This window comes from Bacillus inaquosorum KCTC 13429, assembly GCF_000332645.1.
In the GTDB taxonomy this organism is placed as follows: domain Bacteria; phylum Bacillota; class Bacilli; order Bacillales; family Bacillaceae; genus Bacillus; species Bacillus inaquosorum.
Genome location: NZ_AMXN01000002.1, coordinates 616572 through 633250, shown reverse-complemented (window position 1 = coordinate 633250; position 16679 = coordinate 616572). Strand labels below are relative to the sequence as shown.

At 45.3% G+C, this 16679-nt stretch carries 17 protein-coding genes and 1 other annotated feature (1 of these 18 only partly in view); of the genes, 14 read left to right on the top strand and 3 right to left on the bottom strand.

Annotation, left to right across the window (positions count from 1 at the left end):
* Nucleotides 1–41 precede the first annotated feature (41 nt).
* The 13 genes from BSI_RS22740 (at nucleotide 42) to motS (ending at nucleotide 12135) form a co-directional block, all read left to right on the top strand.
* Nucleotides 42–158: a hypothetical protein gene (locus BSI_RS22740; protein WP_003237916.1), complete on the top strand. Its 117-nt coding sequence runs from the start codon at nucleotides 42–44 to the stop codon at nucleotides 156–158.
* A 40-nt stretch (nucleotides 159–198) separates the two neighbouring features.
* The gene (locus BSI_RS13365; RefSeq protein WP_003237915.1) at nucleotides 199–522 is read left to right on the top strand and encodes a thioredoxin family protein; all 324 of its coding nucleotides are present in this window, start codon (nucleotides 199–201) and stop codon (nucleotides 520–522) included.
* A gap of 15 nt (nucleotides 523–537) precedes the next feature.
* The gene (locus tag BSI_RS13370) at nucleotides 538–1347 is read left to right on the top strand and encodes a DUF1444 domain-containing protein (RefSeq protein ID WP_003237914.1); all 810 of its coding nucleotides are present in this window, start codon (nucleotides 538–540) and stop codon (nucleotides 1345–1347) included.
* Nucleotides 1348–1362: 15 nt separating this feature from the next.
* Nucleotides 1363–1968 carry a YtpR family tRNA-binding protein gene (ytpR, locus tag BSI_RS13375; protein ID WP_003237913.1) on the top strand — a complete coding sequence of 202 codons (606 nt, stop codon included), beginning with the start codon at nucleotides 1363–1365 and terminating at the stop codon, nucleotides 1966–1968.
* A 159-nt stretch (nucleotides 1969–2127) separates the two neighbouring features.
* On the top strand, nucleotides 2128–4980 hold the full coding sequence (locus tag BSI_RS13380) for a DNA translocase FtsK (protein WP_003237912.1): 2853 nt from the start codon (nucleotides 2128–2130) through the stop codon (nucleotides 4978–4980).
* Nucleotides 4981–5230: 250 nt separating this feature from the next.
* Nucleotides 5231–6529: a UDP-N-acetylmuramate--L-alanine ligase gene (murC, locus tag BSI_RS13385; RefSeq protein WP_003237911.1), complete on the top strand. Its 1299-nt coding sequence runs from the start codon at nucleotides 5231–5233 to the stop codon at nucleotides 6527–6529.
* A gap of 162 nt (nucleotides 6530–6691) precedes the next feature.
* Nucleotides 6692–7114 carry a DUF948 domain-containing protein gene (locus tag BSI_RS13390; RefSeq protein ID WP_003237910.1) on the top strand — a complete coding sequence of 141 codons (423 nt, stop codon included), beginning with the start codon at nucleotides 6692–6694 and terminating at the stop codon, nucleotides 7112–7114.
* 30 nt (nucleotides 7115–7144) lie between these two features.
* Nucleotides 7145–7600 (top strand): YtxH domain-containing protein, encoded by a 456-nt coding sequence (locus BSI_RS13395; protein ID WP_019259197.1) that lies wholly within the window; start codon nucleotides 7145–7147, stop codon nucleotides 7598–7600.
* Nucleotides 7601–7623: 23 nt separating this feature from the next.
* Nucleotides 7624–7950 (top strand): bacillithiol system redox-active protein YtxJ, encoded by a 327-nt coding sequence (ytxJ, locus tag BSI_RS13400; RefSeq protein ID WP_003237908.1) that lies wholly within the window; start codon nucleotides 7624–7626, stop codon nucleotides 7948–7950.
* 234 nt (nucleotides 7951–8184) lie between these two features.
* Complete coding sequence (locus tag BSI_RS13405) at nucleotides 8185–9261, top strand: bifunctional 3-deoxy-7-phosphoheptulonate synthase/chorismate mutase (protein WP_003223454.1); 1077 nt, start codon at nucleotides 8185–8187, stop codon at nucleotides 9259–9261.
* Between the two features lie 275 nt (nucleotides 9262–9536).
* A complete protein-coding gene (gene ccpA, locus BSI_RS13410) occupies nucleotides 9537–10541 on the top strand; it encodes a catabolite control protein A (RefSeq protein WP_003237907.1) in 1005 nt (334 codons plus the stop codon).
* A gap of 63 nt (nucleotides 10542–10604) precedes the next feature.
* Nucleotides 10605–11423 (top strand): flagellar motor protein MotP, encoded by an 819-nt coding sequence (gene motP / locus BSI_RS13415; RefSeq protein WP_032731977.1) that lies wholly within the window; start codon nucleotides 10605–10607, stop codon nucleotides 11421–11423.
* Nucleotides 11413–12135 carry a flagellar motor protein MotS gene (motS, locus tag BSI_RS13420; protein ID WP_003237903.1) on the top strand — a complete coding sequence of 241 codons (723 nt, stop codon included), beginning with the start codon at nucleotides 11413–11415 and terminating at the stop codon, nucleotides 12133–12135. Before motP ends, motS begins: the two co-directional genes overlap by 11 nt.
* A gap of 11 nt (nucleotides 12136–12146) precedes the next feature.
* Here the strand turns inward: motS and BSI_RS13425 are convergent, their stop codons facing one another.
* Genes BSI_RS13425 through acuA form a run of 3 tightly spaced genes read right to left on the bottom strand, consistent with a single transcriptional unit; the run spans nucleotide 12147 to nucleotide 14613 of the window.
* A complete protein-coding gene (locus BSI_RS13425) occupies nucleotides 12147–13313 on the bottom strand; it encodes an acetoin utilization protein AcuC (RefSeq protein WP_003237901.1) in 1167 nt (388 codons plus the stop codon).
* Nucleotides 13310–13954 carry an acetoin utilization AcuB family protein gene (locus tag BSI_RS13430; protein WP_003237898.1) on the bottom strand — a complete coding sequence of 215 codons (645 nt, stop codon included), beginning with the start codon at nucleotides 13952–13954 and terminating at the stop codon, nucleotides 13310–13312. Before BSI_RS13430 ends, BSI_RS13425 begins: the two co-directional genes overlap by 4 nt.
* Nucleotides 13955–13980: 26 nt before the next feature.
* Nucleotides 13981–14613 (bottom strand): acetoin utilization protein acetyltransferase AcuA, encoded by a 633-nt coding sequence (gene acuA / locus BSI_RS13435; protein ID WP_003237895.1) that lies wholly within the window; start codon nucleotides 14611–14613, stop codon nucleotides 13981–13983.
* A gap of 159 nt (nucleotides 14614–14772) precedes the next feature.
* Here acuA and acsA point away from each other — a divergent pair, with 159 nt between their 5' ends.
* Nucleotides 14773–16491 (top strand): acetate--CoA ligase, encoded by a 1719-nt coding sequence (gene acsA, locus BSI_RS13440; RefSeq protein WP_003237893.1) that lies wholly within the window; start codon nucleotides 14773–14775, stop codon nucleotides 16489–16491.
* Nucleotides 16492–16545: 54 nt separating this feature from the next.
* Nucleotides 16546–16679, top strand: a binding site (T-box leader); it runs 104 nt beyond the window's last position.

Genomic DNA, 16679 nt, shown 5'->3' with positions numbered 1-16679 from the left:
TTACCCTCATGTACAAGATGTTAAACGAAACGAGCTTGATAATGCAAATAAAATATGATAATGATAATGGGAAAGCCAATCTTACATATTCATTCGTTGCAAATAAGTGGTTTTGCCGCAAGCAGTTTGGTATGATCCAAATGGACGAGTATCGATAAAACAACATGTAAGAACATAAAACAACTGGAGGGATATGAAATGAAAAAAATTGAATCAACTCAAGAGCTGGAAAAAGCGGTTAAGGATGATTGGGCGGTATTTATGTTTTCAGCCGACTGGTGCCCTGATTGCCGTTTTGTAGAGCCTTTTCTGCCTGAACTGGAAGCGAACTTCCCTGAATTCACTTACTACTACGTAGACCGCGACAAATTCATTGATACGTGTGCAGAGTGGGAAATTTACGGGATCCCAAGCTTTGTCGTGTTTAATGAAGGAAAAGAAGTGAATCGTTTTGTGAGCAAAGACCGCAAAACGAAAGAAGAAATTGAACAGTTTTTAACTGACTCTCTCGCTAAAGCGTAAAGGAGGACATCTGGTTTGAAAATGACCTCAAGGAAGCTGTCAGATATACTGAAGCAGCGCCTTCAGCACGAGAATCGAACCTTTCTGTTTGACAGAGAAAAAGACACCCTCCGTGTTGAGGATCAAACGACCAAAAAAGGAATTACGCTCGACCTGCCGCCGATTATTGCAAAATGGGAGCTGAAAAAAGACGAAGCCATTGATGAGATTGTGTACTATGTCTCCGAAGCGATGACGGCAATGGAAGGGAAGGCTCAGGAAATGACCGGCAAGGAAAGCCGCATTTACCCGGTTATCCGCTCGACTTCTTTCCCGGACAAGTCCAGCGAAGATATTCCGCTCATTTATGACGATCATACCGCAGAGACAAGAATTTATTACGCGCTCGATCTCGGGAAAACCTACCGTTTAATTGATCAGCGCATGCTTGAGAAAGAAAACTGGACAAAAGAGCGGATCAGAGAGACGGCTGCATTTAACCTCCGTTCCCTGCCGACGGTTGTCAAAGAGGATACGGTTGCCGGCAATTTCTTTTATTTCTTCAGAGCAAACGACGGTTACGACGCCAGCCGGATTCTGAACGAAGCGGTTTTAAATGAGTACAAGCAACGTGCAGAAGGTGAACTGGCGATCTCTGTACCGCATCAGGACGTTCTGATTCTTGCTGACATCCGGAATGAATCGGGGTATGATATTCTAGGACAAATGTCGATGAGCTTCTTTGCAGGCGGCACCGTTCCGATTACCGCCCTTTCATTTTTGTACAATGAAGGAAAGCTGGAACCGGTGTTTATCCTGGCGAAAAGCCGTCCGAAAAAGGATTAGAAAGGATTTTTACTTATGAACGCTTTTTATAATAAAGAAGGTGTGGGAGATACGCTCCTAATCTCTCTTCAAGATGTGACACGTGAACAAATAGGCTATGAAAAGCACGGCGACGTCGTCAAAATCTTCAATAACGAAACAAAGGAAACAACGGGCTTCAACATTTTCAATGCGTCTTCTTACTTGACCATTGATGCAAACGGCCCTGTTGCGCTCTCAGAAACATTCGTGCAAGATGTGAATGAGATTCTAAACAGAAACGGCGTTGAAGAAACATTAGTCGTTGATTTATCTCCGAAGTTTGTTGTCGGATATGTGGAATCAAAAGAAAAACATCCGAATGCGGATAAATTAAGCGTATGTAAAGTCAATGTAGGAGAAGAAACGCTTCAGATCGTCTGCGGCGCGCCTAACGTTGATCAAGGCCAAAAAGTTGTCGTTGCCAAAGTCGGCGCCGTGATGCCGAGCGGACTTGTCATTAAGGATGCAGAGCTTCGCGGCGTTCCGTCAAGCGGAATGATCTGCTCAGCGAAAGAACTCGCTTTGCCGGATGCCCCTGCTGAAAAAGGAATCCTCGTGTTAGAAGGAGACCATGAGGCGGGAGACGCATTTCAGTTTTAGACTCCCATAAATCCGCCCAAAAAAACGAATCATGTGAAAAGCCGCTAAGCCCTTGTTTAGCGGCTTTGTTTTTGCTGAAAGCTTAATCTTTTCTGGGCCGACCAGCAGTGGTATACTAAAAACCGTCCCAGAAAACTATAAGGGAGTTAGAGATAAATTATGAGTTGGCTTCATAAATTTTTTGATTTGTTTTTAGGCGAGAGCGAAGAGGATGCTGAACGGGGGACAAAACCCGCTCAAATTCCGCAGCAACAAGAAGTACATCAACATCACCCTGAAGGACAACTAAAAAGGTTGGAAGATCCTAAAATATATTATGAATATCCAAAAGGCAAGTTCCGTTTTCCAATCGTGCCTGACGGATACAAAAATCAAGACCTGAGAAGGCGCCGCGCACCATCGGACGAACCGAAATCCGCGCCTCGTCCAAGCGCCGCACCATACAGAGAACGTTCCAAAGATGAAAAAGAGCAGCATACATACCAAACATCAGAGCCGGCGAAGAAACCGTTTAAACCGACAAATATCCCTTCGCCTATATATGGATTCAATCAAAAACCATCCGTCAAAAAGGATGTGCCAAAACAGCCTTCTGAAACATTGAAGGCACCGGACAAATCTGTAAAAGAGAAAGTAACACTGCTGTCAGAAGAGATCGAACGTGAACGCGGCTATCCTGCTCCAGACAGACCGGTACAGCACGTGAAAGAACGACCTTTCTTTCCAGATAGTCAATTCGAAGAACAGCCTTCTGACGCCTTAAACGGAACGGCTGCAGAGCGTGACGAAGCGCTGGCGCAGCGCCCAGCCGAAGAGCCGTCAGACAACAGAATGCCATCTGCATCCGGTATCCAGCAGCCGGAAAAAGAGGAGTCTATCTTCCCTGCTGAACATAATGAAGAGCAACCAGAACCTGCGACACTGGCAGATACGGTGGCTGAGGCACAAGAAGACCTTTCAGGCCGTGAAGACATCATGCCTGTAACGGCTGAGATTCAAGAAGAACAAAGGGAACAACAGCCAGAGAAAGTAGAAGAGCCTGTCTTCCGCGCTGAACATGATGAAGAGCAACCAGAACCTGAGTCTCTGACAGAGGCAGTATCTGAGTGCGAAGAATCAGAAGAGCCGTCACACAGCACAGTAAATGCTCATGACGAAATCGCGGCAGCTGCTGAGGCCCCATCTGTTCAAGAAGAACAAACGGAAATTCAACAGGAAGAGCCTTCCTTATTTGCTGACCAAGCATATGAGTCTCTGACTCAAACGGAAACTGAGGCCAAAGAATCAGAAGAGCCATCAGATAGCATAATAAACAATCAGTACGAAATCCCAGCAGAAGCTGAGGACACAAAGATAGACATTCAGGCAGAAAGCCTTACAGAATCGGAGCAGGGTTCCGAACCGTTTTCTGCAGCCCATGAAAATCACCAGGAAATCCATGCGGGAGAAACACATGCATCTATAGCGGAACCGCAAAAAAAGCCTGTCATGCAGGAGAAACGTGCTGAACGAAGCGCATCTCTTCAAAAAGGGCCGTCCGTTCCTTTTAATGTCATGATGCTGAAAAGAGATACGCATAAACAGCAAAAAGCAGAGGAGCGCCGCGGCAGCTATGTGTTTCCGAATGTCGCACTGCTTGATGTCCCGCCAGCGCAAGTTCAGGACGATACTGCGTGGATCGAAGAACAGCGCCAGCTTCTTGATTTGACCCTGAAAAATTTCAATGTCCGCGCCAATGTGGTCCATGTGACCCAGGGGCCGTCTGTCACGAGGTTTGAAGTGCATCCTGAACCAGGCGTAAAGGTGAATAAAATCACCAACTTGTCTGATGATATTAAACTCAGCCTGTCTGCAAGAGATATTCGGATTGAAGCGCCGATTCCGGGGAAAAACACGATCGGAATAGAAGTGCCGAACCGCACGAGCAAGATGGTTGATTTGCGCCAGATGATTCGCAGCTCCGCTTTTAGGACAAGCAAGTCACCGCTCACGGCTGCGCTGGGATTGGATATCTCAGGAAATCCCGTCGTTATCGACTTAAAGAAAATGCCGCATGGCTTGATTGCCGGCGCTACGGGCTCGGGAAAAAGTGTATGCATTAACACAATATTAGTCAGCCTGCTTTATAAAGCTGATCCGAGTGAAGTAAAGGTGCTGCTGATTGATCCGAAAATGGTAGAGCTGGCCCCTTACAATAAAATTCCTCATCTCGTCAGCCCGGTCATTACTGACGCCAAAGCGGCTACCGCTGCTTTAAAATGGGTCGTTGAGGAAATGGAGCGGCGTTATGAGCTGTTTGCCCATTCCGGTGTACGCGACATTGACCGCTTTAATCAATTAACCGCTGATCACCAAATGGGCGAAAAGCTGCCGTATTTAGTGGTGGTTATTGATGAGCTTGCTGATTTGATGATGGTGGCTCCAAATGATGTCGAAGAGAGCATTGCGCGAATCGCCCAAAAAGCCAGAGCATGTGGAATCCATCTGCTCGTCGCGACTCAGCGGCCGTCAGTCGATGTCATTACAGGTCTGATTAAGGCAAATATCCCGACGAGAATCGCATTTTCTGTCTCAAGCCAGGTTGATTCACGAACGATCATTGACATAGCCGGTGCGGAAAAGCTTCTCGGAAAAGGGGATATGCTCTTTTTGGAAAACGGTTCAGGAAAACCTGTCCGCCTGCAGGGAAACTTTGTGTCGGACCGCGAAATCGACCGCGTCGTTTCCCACGTCAGAAACCAAATGCCGCCAACCTATTTATTTGAACAAGAAGAGCTGGTAAGACAAGGATCAGCCTTGAAAGAAGAGGATGAACTGTTTTACGAAGCATGTGAGTTTGTTGTTGAACAAAACAGCGCGAGCACTTCAAGCCTGCAAAGAAGATTCAGAATCGGATACAATCGCGCGGCAAGGCTGATCGATATGATGGAAGCGGAAGGCATGATCTCTGAGGCAAAAGGAAGCAAGCCTCGTGAGGTGCTGATCACAGCAAGTGATTTAATAAACGAATAATATGGGTTCATTTTCACACTAAACATGGTATGATAGTGTTTAGAGCATTTAACAGCTATGCCGCTTTACAGCAGATGCGCATAGACAAATCTTGATATTCAGGTTTAATCGGAAAGAAATAACCGGATACTGAACATAACAAAACATATAAAAATACGCCGCTAAGGGCGGCTTTTCAGCCGCCGCGGTCGCAAATTGAAATGAGCGTCATATACTGGGGAACAGATAGACGTTTGTTGGAGGTACAATTATGACTGTTTATCATTTTGTTGGAATAAAAGGGACCGGTATGAGTCCGCTTGCCCAAATACTTCATGATAATGGATATACTGTCCAAGGATCGGATATCGAAAAATTTATTTTTACGCAAACTGCGCTTGAAAAAAGAAACATTACAATTCTTCCTTTTAGCGCGGACAATATCAAACCCGGCATGACAGTCATCGCCGGAAACGCATTCCCAGACACGCATCCAGAGATTGAAAAAGCCATGTCTGATGGAATTCCGGTGATACGTTATCATAAGTTTTTAGGCGACTATATGAAAAAATTCACCAGTGTTGCTGTTACAGGCGCACACGGCAAAACGTCAACTACGGGTCTGCTGGCTCACGTGATCCAAAACGCAAAACCGACGTCTTTCTTAATCGGGGACGGAACAGGCCAGGGAAATGAAAACAGCGAATACTTTGTGTTTGAAGCGTGCGAATACCGCCGCCATTTCTTAAGCTATCAGCCTGACTACGCGATCATGACGAATATTGATTTTGATCACCCTGATTACTTCTCGAGCATTGACGATGTGTTTGACGCTTTCCAAGAGATGGCTCTTCAAGTCAACAAAGGCATTATTGCCTGCGGCGACGATGAGCATCTGCCGAAAATCCATGCGAACGTCCCAGTTGTGTATTACGGCACGGGGGAAGAGAATGATTTTCAAGCCAGAAACATCGTAAAAAGCACGGAAGGGACAACTTTCGATGTATTTGTCCGCAATACATTCTATGATACGTTTTATATTCCTGCGTATGGCCACCACAATGTCTTAAACTCATTGGCGGTCATTGCGTTATGCCATTATGAAGAAATCGATGCCAGCGTTATTAAGCACGGCCTCAAATCATTCGGCGGCGTCAAACGCAGATTCAATGAGAAACAGCTCGGAAACCAAGTGTTAATTGATGACTACGCTCATCACCCGACAGAAATAAAGGTAACGATTGAGGCGGCAAGACAGAAATACCCTGATCGTGAAATCGTCGCGGTATTCCAGCCTCATACATTTACGCGGACGCAGCAATTCCTTGACGAATTCGCAGAAAGCCTGAGCGGGGCTGACTGTGTGTACTTATGCGATATTTTCGGTTCAGCCCGGGAGAATGCAGGAAAGCTGACGATCGGCGACCTGCAGGGAAAAATTCATAATGCCAAGCTGATTGAAGAAGATGACACATCTGTTTTAAAAGCTCATGATAAAGCCGTTCTCATCTTTATGGGAGCAGGAGATATTCAAAAATATATGAGAGCCTACGAAAACGTCATGGCATAATAAAAAGCAGTGATCTCACTGCTTTTTATTTATCTGATGGAAAAGCTTGTTAAAGGATTTTTTTACATAATGGAGAAATAATATGTATATAGCCCAGTACACATGTTTATGATTTAAGAAAACGGGTAAACAGCAGTATATCCTGCAGCAAGGAGGTTTGAGATGATTATTATTCTTTATTTAAGCGTTGCACTCATCGCAGTCGCATTTCTCGTATTAGTGATCTACTTGTCTAAAACATTGAAGTCACTGCAGCTGACACTAAAGCATGTTGCATCCACTCTCGAAGGGCTGGAGGGACAAATGAAAGGCATCACAACTGAAACAGCCGAGCTTTTACATAAGACCAACCGCCTGGCTGAAGATATTCAGGAAAAATCCGAAAAGCTGAACACGGTCGTTCATGCTGTTCAAGGGGTGGGAACTTCTGTACAGCAGTTCAATACATCCATGAAACAGGCGGCAGGGTCTGTATCGGCATCAGTAAGAGAAAATCAAGACAAGATCAATCAAGTTGTCACATGGAGCCAAGCAGCGATGGAAATTTGGGCGAAATGGAAGCAAAAGAAAAAATCAGCTCTGTAAGAGAAAAAAACACTATGAGGAGGAATAATGATGAGCAAAGATGGAATTAATAGTAAAGATTTTTTAATCGGAACTTTAATCGGGGGAATCATCGGTGCCACTACCGCTCTTTTTCTAGCGCCTAAATCAGGCAAAGAACTTCGTGATGATCTTGGCAGCCAAGCTGTTGCTTTGCGGGACAAAACTGACAAAATGACGGCTGATGCGAAGGAAAAAGGCACGCAATATGTCAGCATCGCTAAAGACAAAACATCGAACATCACACAGCTTGTAGCGGATCAGTCAGGGCAGATCATGAACAAGGTGAAGGATTTAAGAGACCGTTCCAAATCTGCAAAAACGGATTCATCAACCGCAATGCAAGATATGAGAGAAGAAGCGATGCAGGCGGCCGACGAAACAAAAGATCAAGTCCTCCAAACGAAAGAAGATGTAAAAGACGAACTGAAAGATGCACAAAAACAGGCCGAGCATATCAATCGCTGAGCTGGGAAGGAAGTTCTTGAGTAATGGCAAAACAGCTTATTCAATCTGAGGAAGAATTTAAACGGATTGCAGAACAGGAAGGCACTTTCGTCTTCTTTAAACACAGCATCACATGCCCGATCAGCCAGGCAGCATTTCATGAGTTTGATGCCTTTGCAAATCAGCATGAGGATGTGCGGGCTTACTATCTGCAAGTACAAGATGCCCGTCCGCTGTCAAATTTCATCGCAGAAACATACGGTGTAAAGCACGAAAGCCCTCAGGTTTTCGTCATCCAAAACGGTGAAGTGAAATGGCATACCTCACATTCACAAATTACAGAAGCGGCCATTGAGCAGCATTTGTCATAGAAAAAAGCGTCCAGATATGATCTGGCGCTTTTTTTTTGAAAAAACCCTTGAACATTGCCCTCACATCATGTAGGATAACTTCATAGATTACTTTATCACTTAAAAGCGTTTGGGTAGTAAAGTAGAGTTTTTATAAAATTTTTGTATTTCAGTATTTCCATTTGGAATTACTTATAGTAAGATGCATGATAACTACAAAATAAAAAATGAATGTGCAGGGAAAGGATGAAAAAAATGAGCAACACAGAATTAGAGCTTTTAAGGCAGAAAGCAGACGAATTAAATCTACAAATTCTAAAATTAATCAACGAACGCGGAAATGTTGTAAAAGAGATCGGTAAAGCGAAGGAAGCACAGGGTGTCAATCGATTTGACCCTGTCAGAGAACGTACAATGTTAAACAACATCATTGAAAACAATGACGGGCCGTTCGAAAATTCTACCATCCAGCACATTTTTAAAGAGATATTCAAAGCCGGTTTAGAGCTTCAGGAAGAAGATCACAGCAAAGCGCTGCTTGTCTCCCGCAAGAAAAAACCTGAAGATACAATTGTTGATATCAAAGGTGAAAAAATCGGAGACGGCCAGCAAAGATTCATCGTCGGTCCATGTGCAGTAGAGAGCTACGAGCAGGTGGCTGAAGTGGCTGCAGCTGCGAAAAAACAAGGAATTAAAATTTTGCGTGGGGGAGCCTTTAAGCCTCGTACGAGCCCATACGATTTCCAAGGGCTTGGAGTTGAAGGTCTTCAAATTTTAAAACGTGTAGCGGACGAATTTGATCTGGCAGTTATCAGTGAAATTGTAACACCGGCTCATATCGAAGAAGCGCTGGACTACATTGATGTCATTCAAATCGGAGCACGCAACATGCAAAACTTCGAATTGCTGAAAGCGGCCGGCGCAGTGAAAAAGCCAGTGCTTCTGAAGCGCGGACTTGCTGCAACGATCTCTGAATTCATCAATGCCGCTGAATACATCATGTCACAAGGAAACGACCAAATCATCCTTTGTGAGCGCGGTATCAGAACATACGAAACAGCAACGAGAAATACGCTGGATATTTCTGCTGTGCCGATTTTGAAACAAGAAACGCATTTGCCTGTCTTTGTTGATGTAACGCATTCAACTGGCCGCCGCGACCTCTTGCTTCCGACAGCTAAAGCTGCTTTAGCGATCGGCGCAGACGGCGTAATGGCTGAGGTTCACCCTGATCCGTCAGTTGCACTTTCTGACTCTGCTCAGCAAATGGCGATTCCTGAATTCGAAAAATGGCTGAATGAATTGAAACCAATGGTGAAAGTCAACGCTTAATTGAACAATACACAAGGCCGCGTCTGCGGCCTTTTTTTATGCTTTCTTGTTTATTTAGTTATAAAACCCAAGTATACGTTTTCATCATCTATAAAAACGTGTATAATTTCATGAGAAGTATTTAAATTTGATGAATAATGAAAAATAATGTACACTACTGACTTACGCTTACAAATCATAAACGACATAAATTCGGACATTATGACATTTCTCTACATAAAGTGTTTATGCTATAGATAAGGATAAGTGTATCCAGTAAAAGGAGTGGTTTTAGGATGAGCAATATTACGATCTACGACGTAGCGAGAGAAGCTAATGTAAGCATGGCAACCGTTTCCCGTGTCGTGAACGGCAACCCGAATGTAAAACCGACAACACGGAAAAAAGTCTTGGAAGCCATTGACCGTCTCGGCTACCGTCCAAACGCGGTGGCAAGAGGGCTGGCAAGCAAAAAAACAACAACTGTAGGTGTCATCATTCCAGATATCTCAAGCATTTTCTATTCAGAGCTTGCACGCGGAATTGAAGATATCGCGACAATGTATAAATACAACATCATTTTGAGCAACTCTGACCAAAACCTGGAGAAAGAGCTGCACCTGTTAAACACAATGCTCGGCAAACAAGTGGACGGCATCGTGTTTATGGGCGGTAACATTACGGATGAGCATGTTGCGGAATTTAAACGCTCCCCAGTGCCGATTGTACTTGCCGCTTCTGTAGAAGAGCAGGGGGAAACACCGTCAGTCGCTATCGATTACGAACAGGCGATTTATGATGCAGTGAAGCTTTTGGTTGATAAAGGACATACAGAAATTGCATTCGTATCCGGACCAATGACAGAACCGATCAACCGCTCGAAAAAACTGCAAGGCTACAAACGTGCGCTTGAAGAAGCGAACCTTCCGTTTAATGAACAATTTGTCGCTGAAGGGGATTACACATATGATTCCGGACTTGAAGCGCTGCAGCATTTGATGAGCCTGGACAAAAAACCGACAGCCATTCTTTCTGCAACGGATGAAATGGCACTCGGCATTATCCATGCCGCTCAGGATCAAGGCTTATCAATTCCTGAGGATCTCGACATTATCGGCTTTGATAATACAAGATTAAGCCTCATGGTTCGTCCGCAGCTTTCAACAGTTGTTCAGCCGACATATGATATTGGTGCCGTTGCGATGAGACTGCTGACAAAGCTCATGAATAAAGAGCCGGTTGAAGAGCATATCGTCGAACTGCCGCACCGTATAGAGTTAAGACAGTCAACCAAGTCATAAGAAAAACAAGAGAGCAAGCTTCACCTCTAAGGTGAATTCTTGCTTTTTTCATGGGGAGAAATGATGAAACGTTTTGATTATCTTACACCTGTTGGTTTTGTGTTAGGAACGATTATTATTGTTATCGGAATTATTTCGGGATCGGGAGTAAGCGGTTTCCGCTCTTTTCTTGATCTGACCTCTTTCTTCATCGTAACAGGGGGGCTTTGCGCCGCTGTTTTTATCAGTTTTCCGCCGAAAGAGCTGAAAAAAGCGCCGTCAGTGTTAAAGCAGGCATTTATCCGCCAGGAAGACAATGTGAAAGACCTTGTGAAAACCTTTGTCTCTCTTTCTGATCATGCGCGAAAACACGGGCTTTTATCATTGGATGATCAGGCTCGGGAGATCAAAGATCCATTTTTGAAAAAAGGGCTGCTTTTAGCAATTGACGGCTGGGATGAAGAAACGATTCGGCTCGTCATGGACTCAGAAATCGCAGCAATGGAGGAACGGCACCGCAAAGGACGGCGTGTTTTTGAAAAAGCGGGTGAATTCGCTCCGGCATGGGGCATGATCGGAACGCTCGTCGGGCTCGTGCTGATGCTCAATAACTTAAATGATCCACAAATGCTTGGACCGAATATGGCCGTTGCGCTTCTGACGACCTTATATGGGTCATTGCTGGCAAACATGGTGTTCAACCCGATTGCGGCTAAGCTCGAAGAAAAAACAGAAAGTGAAATCTTCATCAAGCAGGTAATGGTTGAGGGCATTATCGGAATCCAATCCGGTAAAAACCCTCGCAATCTCGAAAGCCAGCTTGTCGTTTTCAGCTCCCGGGAAGAATGGCAGAAGCAGCCGAATCAAGTAAAAACAAAAAAGGGATCTGTACATGAAGCTTAGAAGAGAACGTTTTGAAAGAAGGAATGGAAGCGGGAAAAACAGTCAATCTTCATCCAGCTGGATGGTCACCTTTACAGATCTGATTACCTTGATCCTTGTGTTCTTTATTTTACTTTTTTCGATGTCCCAAATCGATCTGCAAAAATTTAAAGCCGCAGTCGATTCGATCCAAAAGGAAGGCGGCGGGCTCCAGCCGGACCAAACGTCCATAGAAAAAAAGGATACATCGCCAGCCTATGCGGAGAAGCAAGAGGATCAGCAGGATCAGCTTCTCAAGAAAGTAAATACATATATAAAAGACAATCATTTGAAGGCCACAGCCAAACGGGATGAACGCGGTGTCGTGCTCGTTCTGCAGGAGGCTGTGCTGTTTGATACAGGTGAGGCAAAGGTGCTGAAAAATGCCGAAACACTTCTCCACCAAATTGCCGTTCTTCTTCAAACCATTCCAAATGACATTCAGGTGGAGGGCCATACAGACAGCCGAAATATTTCGACATACCGATACCCGTCTAACTGGGAGCTGTCAGCAGCACGGGCGAGCGGAGTCATTCAATATTTCACATCAAAAGAGAATCTTCCATCGAAGCGCTTTATCGCTGTCGGTTATGCGGATACAAAGCCTGTAAAGGATAACAAGACAAACGAACACATGAAGGAAAACCGGCGTGTGGAAATTGTGATCAAAAAATCAAAAACGACCTCTTCGTGAAGGTCGTTTTTTTACTTTGTTCTTTGCTGCTGCTCAGATCGTATTGCATATAATGCTTTGCTGACAGTTTGAGCATTTTTTTCTGTAATTTCGGGCTTGCGGGGAATTGGAGGATATAAATCGTCCGGATCGCTCCAGCTGGACGGAAGGGTAACAGGGCATTGTTTTTGCCACTTAGCGATCCATTCGGGCGGGATATCGCGTCCGGGATCAATTCCCTTCATTTCAAGCCAGATTCTGGCCCAGGCGCGGGGCACAACACGCCAAATATCATATCCGCCGCCCCCGACTGCAATCCATTTCCCTCCGCAATATTGATGCGCTAAAGTGTGTGCAAGCCGGGGAATTTCTTCGTATATGTTGATAGTCGCAGATAAATGCGTCAGCGGGTCATAGTAATGGGCATCGGCGCCGTTTTGGCTGATAATGACATCCGGCTGAAAATAAGCCGCAACTTCTGAAGCTGCTGTCTGGTAAGCCTCAAGAAAAGAGTCATCCTCTGTAAAAGCGTCAAGCGGGATATTAAAAGAATAGCCATATCCTTTTCCACTGCCTTTTTCCTGGACTTGGCCGGTTCCGGGGAATAAATACCTTCCTGTTTCATGAATAGACAGCGTGCATACGTCAGGGTTATCGTAAAACGTAAATTGCACACCGTCCCCGTGATGGGCGTCGGTATCAATATAAAGTACCCTGGCGCTGTATTTTTTCTGGATATATTGAATCGCCACAGCGCTGTCATTATATATGCAAAACCCTGAAGCTCTCCCCCGAAAGCCGTGATGAAGGCCTCCTCCAAGGTTGGCCGCATGCAGGGCTTGTCCCGACATTACCCAGTCTGCGGCCGTTAAGGTGCCGCCGACTAAGAGTGATGCAGCTTCATGCATGCCTGCAAAGACAGGTGTATCTTCTGTGCCGAGCCCGTAGCTTTCTCCTTCTTCAGCGGGAAGTTTTCCTCCACCTGCAAGCTTTACCGCCTGAATGTAATCGTCTGTGTGGACAAGGGCAAGCTCCTCTTCAGCCGCGAGTCTTGGACTGACAATGTCTCCATCATCAAAGGCATTGATCGTCTTAAGCAAATCGTATGTTAACAGAACCCGCTGCTGATTAAATGGATGTTCCTGATGAAACATATAGGTTTGATAGGATGGAGAATAGATAAATACGCTGTCTCTCATAGCAGATCCCTTTGCTCTGACGGCCAGACGACGTGGTGACCATTTCTTTGTAATGCCTGCAAAAACGGCAGCGGATTCATCGTTTTTACACGGAAGACAAGCACTTTCACACCGGGATCATCATGCGGATAGACAAGCACACTCAATATTTTCACTTGAAGGTCTTGGCAAAGGCTGCTGATTTGCGCAAGGCTTTTGGTGATGTCGTTTACTTTAATTTCAATTTGCGACCCCGGCTGGTCAGCGCCTGTCAATTTGACAAATGTCCGCAGCAAATCCGTTTTTGTCAAAATGCCTATTAATTTTTGATGCTGTACCACTGGAAGACAGCCGATGCCATGCTCGTAGAACACGGCAGATATTTCTTCGACAAAATCAAGCGGGTGGGCGCAGACGACATCTTTTTTCATAATTGAATCCACGCTTCGTGTGAGAAATCGGCTTCGTTTGCTTTCTTCAAAAATACTCGGGCTGGCCTGTTTCATGTCTCTGTCTGTAATCATGCCGATCACATGGCGGTCTTTATCTACAACAGGCAGATGCCTGATATGGAATTCCTTCAGTTTGCATATTGCTGTTTCAAGCGTATCCGTCTTCGTTAATGTAATGACATCCCTTTTCATGATTTGCTCAACAATCATTATTTTTTCCCCTTTGTCAGTGTCAGTTAGTACATAAAACGATGATAAAAACGGAGCCTGTCAAATTGTTCAATTGATTCCTGGCTGACGTTTTTTCCGATGCGTGCCATCAGACAGTTTGCAGGGTGGGAGCTGATCTCTGGCTCATCCGTCGCAAACCAGACCAATCCGCCTGCATTCATCATCTTCTCCATGAGCTTTCTGTATTCCCACACATCTTTTTTCATTCCTTTTAAATCCCAATGCCAGTAATATTCCGTCGTCATCACAATGTAGTTTTCCATTTGCTCATCCATCATGCTGACGGTCAGAAGCGTCTTACCGACAGAACATCCACGATAGGCTGGCGCCACCTCGATGGCCCCGAGCTCAAGCAAATCCTCCATGTTTCCTTCAGACCATCTTTCGAGCGGGTCAGGATATAAATACGTCACATAGCCGACAATGGTTCGGCCGTCTCTGGCGATGATAATGCGCCCCTCGGGAAGGCCGGCAATGTCGACTAGCGCTTCATGCTGCTCGCGGGGCGGGCGAAATGCGGTTAAATCCTTATGAAACTCATAACCTGCCAAATCCTCTGGAGAGACAGGCCCTTCTATCAGTAAGGAGCCGGTTGCTGTTTTGATGTTTGCTGAATGGTATGTTTTATGATGTTCCACTGATCCACCGTCCCATCAATTCTTATAAAAATACATGCCTTCTTTAAGAATAACAAATTATAAAGCGTTTTCAATATGGTTTATATTTTAAAAATTGAGAAGAATATGAATATATACTATAATAAATGTGACAACTTCAGCAAAGGGGGATGTTTGGGCATGAATTTGAAAGCGTTACCAGCAGTGGAAGGGGATTATCATTTAAAAAACTATGAAGAAACGTACCGGCATTTTGATTGGGCCGAGGCAGAGAAACATTTCTCCTGGCATGAGACAGGGAAACTGAATGCGGCATATGAAGCGATTGACCGCCATGCCGAATCGTTTCGAAAAAACAAAGTAGCGCTTTATTATAAAGACGCAAACCGGGATGAAAAATACACATTTAAAGAAATGAAGGAAGAATCAAACAGAGCCGGGAATGTGCTGAAACGGTATGGAAATGTGGAAAAAGGGGACCGCGTTTTTATTTTTATGCCGAGATCACCCGAGCTTTATTTTATTATGCTGGGCGCTATCAAAATTGGCGCCATCGCCGGGCCGCTGTTCGAAGCATTTATGGAGGGAGCGGTGAAGGACCGGCTTGAAAACAGCGAGGCGAAGGTTGTTGTCACGACGCCTGAGCTGCTGGAGAGAATACCTGCTGACAAACTGCCTCACTTACAGCATATATTCGTAGTCGGCGGAGAGGCTGAGAGCGGCACAAACATCATCAATTATGATGAAGCAGCAAAGCAGGAGAGCACAAGGTTGGATATCGAATGGATGGACAAAAAAGACGGCTATCTGCTTCACTATACATCGGGTTCAACCGGAACGCCAAAGGGTGTGCTTCATGTCCATGAAGCGATGATTCAGCAATATCAGACAGGAAAATGGGTCCTTGATTTACAGGAAGAAGACATTTACTGGTGCACAGCTGATCCGGGCTGGGTGACAGGTACGGTATACGGCATTTTTGCACCGTGGCTGAACGGAGCGACAAATGTCATCGTCGGCGGACGTTTCAGCCCGGAAAGCTGGTATGGAACGATTGAGCAGCTTGGCGTCAATGTCTGGTACAGCGCGCCGACCGCTTTTCGGATGCTGATGGGTGCGGGAGATGAGATGGCTGCGAAATATGATCTAACCTCACTCCGGCATGTGCTCAGTGTCGGAGAGCCGTTAAATCCGGAAGTCATCAGATGGGGGCATAAAGTCTTTAACAAACGAATCCACGATACGTGGTGGATGACAGAAACGGGCAGCCAGCTCATCTGCAACTATCCTTGCATGGATATCAAACCGGGTTCAATGGGTAAGCCGATTCCCGGTGTGGAGGCAGCAATCGTTGACAATCAGGGCAACGAGCTTCCGCCATATCGAATGGGCAATCTCGCCATTAAAAAGGGCTGGCCTTCCATGATGCATACCATTTGGAATAACCCTGAAAAGTACGAATCGTATTTCATGCCGGGCGGCTGGTATGTGTCTGGCGATTCTGCTTACATGGATGATGAGGGATATTTCTGGTTCCAAGGCAGAGTTGATGATGTCATTATGACCTCCGGTGAACGCGTCGGCCCATTTGAAGTGGAAAGCAAGCTTGTCGAACATCCGGCCATTGCAGAAGCGGGCGTGATCGGAAAGCCCGATCCGGTGCGGGGTGAAATCATTAAAGCCTTTATCGCACTCAGAGAAGGATTTGAGCCGTCCGATAAACTGAAAGACGAGATCCGCCTATTTGTAAAGCAGGGTCTTGCAGCCCATGCGGCTCCGCGTGAAATTGAATTTAAAGATAAGCTTCCGAAAACCCGGAGCGGAAAGATCATGAGACGCGTGCTTAAGGCGTGGGAGCTTAATCTGCCGGCCGGAGATCTGTCAACGATGGAGGATTAAAAGGCGACATTGACACGGGATTTTATTTATGTTAAAAATGAGATAGCTTCATATGAAAAGGTAAAGATTGAGACAAGTAGAATATCCTTACGTTCCAGAGAGCTGATGGCCGGTGAAAATCAGCACAGACGGATATATCGAATACACTCATGAACCGCTTTTGCAAACAAAGCCAGCCAGGCTTTCAG

Bases quoted from the DNA above. Each gene is read 5' to 3' on its own strand.
- BSI_RS22740 (WP_003237916.1), top strand. From the start codon at position 42: ATGCAAATAAAATATGATAATGATAATGGGAAAGCCAATCTTACATAT.
- BSI_RS13365 (WP_003237915.1), top strand. From the start codon at position 199: ATGAAAAAAATTGAATCAACTCAAGAGCTGGAAAAAGCGGTTAAGGAT.
- ytpR (WP_003237913.1), top strand. From the start codon at position 1,363: ATGAACGCTTTTTATAATAAAGAAGGTGTGGGAGATACGCTCCTAATC.
- BSI_RS13380 (WP_003237912.1), top strand. From the start codon at position 2,128: ATGAGTTGGCTTCATAAATTTTTTGATTTGTTTTTAGGCGAGAGCGAA.
- murC (WP_003237911.1), top strand. From the start codon at position 5,231: ATGACTGTTTATCATTTTGTTGGAATAAAAGGGACCGGTATGAGTCCG.
- BSI_RS13390 (WP_003237910.1), top strand. From the start codon at position 6,692: ATGATTATTATTCTTTATTTAAGCGTTGCACTCATCGCAGTCGCATTT.
- BSI_RS13395 (WP_019259197.1), top strand. From the start codon at position 7,145: ATGAGCAAAGATGGAATTAATAGTAAAGATTTTTTAATCGGAACTTTA.
- ytxJ (WP_003237908.1), top strand. From the start codon at position 7,624: ATGGCAAAACAGCTTATTCAATCTGAGGAAGAATTTAAACGGATTGCA.
- BSI_RS13405 (WP_003223454.1), top strand. From the start codon at position 8,185: ATGAGCAACACAGAATTAGAGCTTTTAAGGCAGAAAGCAGACGAATTA.
- ccpA (WP_003237907.1), top strand. From the start codon at position 9,537: ATGAGCAATATTACGATCTACGACGTAGCGAGAGAAGCTAATGTAAGC.
- motP (WP_032731977.1), top strand. From the start codon at position 10,605: ATGAAACGTTTTGATTATCTTACACCTGTTGGTTTTGTGTTAGGAACG.
- motS (WP_003237903.1), top strand. From the start codon at position 11,413: ATGAAGCTTAGAAGAGAACGTTTTGAAAGAAGGAATGGAAGCGGGAAA.
- BSI_RS13425 (WP_003237901.1), bottom strand. From the start codon at position 13,313: ATGAGAGACAGCGTATTTATCTATTCTCCATCCTATCAAACCTATATG.
- BSI_RS13430 (WP_003237898.1), bottom strand. From the start codon at position 13,954: ATGATTGTTGAGCAAATCATGAAAAGGGATGTCATTACATTAACGAAG.
- acsA (WP_003237893.1), top strand. From the start codon at position 14,773: ATGAATTTGAAAGCGTTACCAGCAGTGGAAGGGGATTATCATTTAAAA.